This is a genomic window from Streptomyces sp. NPDC016640 (assembly GCF_043076215.1).
Taxonomy (GTDB): Bacteria; Actinomycetota; Actinomycetes; order Streptomycetales; family Streptomycetaceae; genus Streptomyces.
This window is the reverse complement of sequence record NZ_JBIBRG010000047.1, coordinates 1-2,488: the sequence shown is the minus strand read 5'-3', so window position 1 is coordinate 2,488 and position 2,488 is coordinate 1. Positions and strand designations below refer to the sequence as shown.

Sequence of the window (2,488 nt, the reverse complement as noted above, 5' to 3'; positions counted from 1 at the left end):
TCCAGCAGGCAAGACCGGCTGCAGACTCCGGATGCCCTCCATAGATGCCTTCGTCTCCGTAAGCCGTCCAGATCGATCCCTCGCGATCGGTCACCAGAGCAGGGATGTCGTCGCCGATGCAGAAGGTGGCTTCTTGGTCACCACTTCCCAGAGAGAACACCACGGCGTTCGGGCTCCATGCTCCCGACTCCTCCTTGCCCGCTCGACCGCTTGCGATGAGAAGCCGGGCCTCCGGGAGAAGAGCGATGTGGCTCGGCCTGACCGGGACGTCCTTGATCAGTCGACGTTGAAGCGACCCGTCAGTCTGGCGAATCACGAGCACCGCATCGAAGGGGACCTGCGGGCCCCATCCCACCCAACCCTTCACGTAGCGGCTTCGGCGTAGGCACTGCCGATGGACGAGCAGAACAGCCAGCTCCCCCGCCGGGCCAACGGTCCACCGCAGAGGGCGTCGTCCCGCCCAGAGGTCCGTTACGGACGGCTTCCAGACCCTCTGCACGTCGACCGTCGACATCACATCCCCCCCCTACTTTCAGATGCAGCACCCGAACATAAGTGCTGATGAGAGGAGTGTATTGATGCCAGAACCAGGAACCGCCCCCGCGTCGTCCGACTGGCCCGCGGTGGGCTCACAGACGCTATTCCGCACAGTCGAATATCCGAACCTGCCGATACTGGCGAAGAAGACGAGTCTCCTCGACGGCGGTCCGACGACATGTGAAGGTGAGCGATCGTTCACGACAGGGAGGCGACCACAGGCCCGCGGTCCTGTTCAGGCGCCGACAGCAGTGACACCGAACATCAGGGTCCGGCGACTGACGTCGTAGTGCACGGTCGGTGTGCTGCGCAGGAGGTCCTGGAGCACGTCGGCGTCGTCGACGTCGACGGTCAGTACCTCTTCCCAAGCGCCCTCATCGAGTACGAGTTGGAGGGTGAGAGTGCCGCGGGCAGCGGGCTCCCCCGCCACCCAGCTGAACTGGTAGTGGCTGAGTTGGCGCACTTTGATGCTGTCGTCCGTCACGGGTTGCGCAACCTTGGTCGTGGCAGCTCTGGGCATGACGTCTCTCCTCGCGTGAGCTATGGCGGGTGTGCGCAGCGGACCGTGTCCACTGCGCAGCAGGCAGCTGGCAGCTGAAATGCACGACACACGCCCCTGCGGGCGGCGGGGCATTGAGATCAGACTCAGGAAGATCGGCGGCACCTGCCAGATGTAGCGCGCACTTGGTCGAATCCCACCCCTCGTGGGGGTGACGAAGGAGCTCACCGGCCCGGGTAACGCATGGATGGAGCTGGACGTTCTCTGCACCAGAGGCTGGCGTAGGACGACCCCTGCGGTATTCCTGCCTCACCGCTGACGAGATTTCTGGGGCCTGGCATGATGTGCACCATGGCCCTGCACGAGAACACCGTGGCCGCCTCCGCGCTCTACAACGAGCTCGTGGCCGCTGAGGTCTGCGAGGCGCTGGGGCTGGCGACCGAGCCGCGCACCGTCACCCCCAGGCGCCGGCCCGTGATGGAGATTGCCGGGGTGCCACACGAGCTGATCCGCTGGACCTCCCGCCGCAGCGACCAGATCGCTGCCTGCTTGGAAGAGCTGGAGCACGAGTACGTCACCGCCGTCGACGACGACGGCGAGCCGCTGTTCCTGCCCGTCGTCTCCGAGCGGGCCCGCGCCAAGATGAACCAGATCGCCGCCCGCAAAACCCGCCCGCCTAAGCAGAAGACCCAGCCGCTCGCGCAGCTGCGCAAGGAGTAGAAGGAGAGCGCGATCCGCACCTCCGGGGTGGCCGCCGACGTTATTAATTCCCTCCTCGAGTATGCCCGCGCCGCGGCTGCCGCGATCCGGGCCCGGGTCGCCGCCGTGGTCGACGTCGCCCTGGCGGCCGTCGACGTCGCCGCGACGGTGTTCGTGATGAACGAGGGCGGCCGCTTCCACCGTCGGCACCTGCTCGCCGAAGCCCGCCGCCACCTTGCTCTCGTCCTGCGCGGCCGCCGCCGCGACCCCGGCCTGGACGACCGGATCGTGGCTGCCGCCATCTCCACGTACTGCCTGGACATCAGCGAGCCGAAGACCGTGCGCGGCCTGGAGGCCGGCTACCGCCTAATCCCCATCTAAGGGCGGCCCGAGCCAGTGCAGGAAGCTCCGGGCTGTTCGAACAGCAGGGCCGTCATGCCTGAACCCATCCGGACATGCGGTGTCTTGCCATAGGCCGGCGGACGCCCTGCATGTGGTGGCGGTCTCGTGGGCGCCGTGCGGATGCCTATACCGCCTCCGACCTCGATGTCTCGGTGTAGATCGAGCACCGCTCGGCGCTTTCGTCGCCGCCACCCCGTTGTTCCTTCGAGAGATGTTCTGTGGGGAACGGCTGTTGGCGCCCGTCGGCGCTGGACGGGCGCTTGACGTCCCTCCAGGCACACGATGCCTACCGAAAGATCGGCGTCGTCCAGCGTCGACGGGCACCAACACCCATCGCGAGATCACTCGTTG

Annotated in this window: 3 protein-coding genes; 2 read left to right on the top strand and 1 reads right to left on the bottom strand. The window is 66.5% G+C overall.

All coding sequences use genetic code 11. The annotated features are described in order from the left end of the window. Positions 1–772 precede the first annotated feature (772 nt). Positions 773–1,021, bottom strand: coding sequence for a hypothetical protein (locus ACF07S_RS33435; RefSeq protein ID WP_391967412.1), 249 nt, complete (start codon positions 1,019–1,021; stop codon positions 773–775). Positions 1,022–1,387: 366 nt separating this feature from the next. On the opposite strand from ACF07S_RS33435, the gene ACF07S_RS33430 reads away from it, so the two are divergent. Next, positions 1,388–1,756 carry a relaxase domain-containing protein gene (locus ACF07S_RS33430; RefSeq protein ID WP_391967411.1) on the top strand — a complete coding sequence of 123 codons (369 nt, stop codon included), beginning with the start codon at positions 1,388–1,390 and terminating at the stop codon, positions 1,754–1,756. A gap of 27 nt (positions 1,757–1,783) precedes the next feature. Next, a complete protein-coding gene (locus ACF07S_RS33425) occupies positions 1,784–2,116 on the top strand; it encodes a hypothetical protein (RefSeq protein WP_391975924.1) in 333 nt (110 codons plus the stop codon). Positions 2,117–2,488: the final 372 nt, after the last annotated feature.